Origin of the sequence: Streptomyces glaucescens (assembly GCF_002154375.1) — a bacterium.
Lineage (GTDB): Bacteria > Actinomycetota > Actinomycetes > Streptomycetales > Streptomycetaceae > Streptomyces > Streptomyces glaucescens.
Window position 1 is genome coordinate 1 of record NZ_MUND01000629.1, and the last position, 1,530, is coordinate 1,530.

1 protein-coding gene and 1 pseudogene are annotated in these 1,530 nt (G+C 75.0%); both read left to right on the forward strand.

Annotated elements, in window-relative coordinates:
• A pseudogene (locus CCN42_RS33485) lies at positions 1-527 on the forward strand (hypothetical protein); the annotation flags it as partial.
• An 86-nt stretch (positions 528-613) separates the two neighbouring features.
• A partial coding sequence (locus CCN42_RS33490) for a lytic transglycosylase domain-containing protein (protein ID WP_086741204.1) occupies positions 614-1,530 on the forward strand: 917 nt, incomplete at its 3' end.

Sequence of the window (1,530 nt, forward strand, 5' to 3'; positions counted from 1 at the left end):
CCCACCGCCGCACAGCCCTCGCACTCCTGTGCGTTCTCACCGTCCTCCTCGGCGGCTTCGCCGGCTGGGCGCACGCCAGGGCCGAGGCACTGCGGGACGACCCCGCGCTGCGCAACACCGCCCTGACCGACCTCGCCCGCACCAGCGAGATCAAGGGACAGACGGCCAGAGCCGTCGACCGGCTCTTCTCCTACGACCACACCGACCCCGGCGCACTCGACAAGGCCGCCGGCGGCCTCCTCACCGGCAAGGCCGTCGCCCAGCACCGCGCCCTGCTCGCCGACGTCCGCGCGCGGGCCGAGGCGCAGAAGGCGGTGATCACCACGACGGTCACCGACAGCGCGGTCGAACGCATCGACGGCGACCGGGCCCGGGTCCTGGTCTACGCCGACCAGAGCAGTGTCAGCACCGCCGCAACGCGCGGGAAGCGGGACGAGGGCGTGTACGCGGGAGCGATGCTCGCCGTGGACGTCGTACGCCGCGACGGACGGTGGCTCGTCTCCGGCATCGACACCTTCGGCCGCTGAGGACCACGCGGCCACGCGACCACGCCGTCGGGCCACCGAGCGCGCGACGCGAAGCCCACGACACCCACCACGGAGTGACAGCAGCCATGTCCTTACGCCGCGCACGACTCCCGCACCCCGGCCGGACCCGGAGGGGTCTGCGGACCACTGCCCTCGCCGTGACGGCCGTGGCGGCCCTCACCGCCTCGCAGGCACCCGGCCTCACCGGGGAGGCGAAGGACGCCCACGCCGCACCCGCGGCCGACGAGGAACACCGACCGGCCACGGACGCCCCGCACGCCCCGTACGTCGAACCCGCTCCGCCGGGCGACGGTTCGTACCACACCGAACTGCCGCCCCTGACCAGCCAGGCCGGTACGGCCTCCCCGGCCGTCGTGCGCGGCCTGCGCTCCCATTCCGGCATCCCGGCCACCGTGCTGCGTGCCTACCGTGCCGCCGAGACCTCGGTCGGCAGGACCGATCCCGGCTGCCGACTGCCCTGGCAACTGCTCGCGGCGATCGGCAAGGTCGAATCCGGCCACGCGGGCGGCGGCGCGGTCACCCAGGACGGCACCACCGTGCGCCGGATCACCGGCCCCGCCCTCGACGGCCGCGGATTCGCCCTCATCCGGGACACTGAGGGCGGGTCCCACGACGGTGACCGGGTCTACGACCGCGCGGTGGGGCCGATGCAGTTCCTGCCCTCCACCTGGTCCCGCTGGGGCGCGGACGGCAACGGTGACGGCCGGGCCGACCCGAACAACGTCTTCGACGCGGCTCTGGCGGCCGGACACTACCTGTGCGCGGGCGACCGGGACCTGGGCCGGGGTGCCGACCTGGACGGGGCGGTCCTCAGTTACAACCCCTCGCGGCCCTACCTGGAACTGGTCAGGTACTGGCTGGAGTTCTACAGCCGGGGAGTCCACCCCGTGCCGGACGGCACAGGGGTGGTCCCGCGGAGCCCCGGTGCGGGCGGCGACACCCCGGCGGCCGAGCCCGCCGACGGCGCGGACGGCGGCGCGGG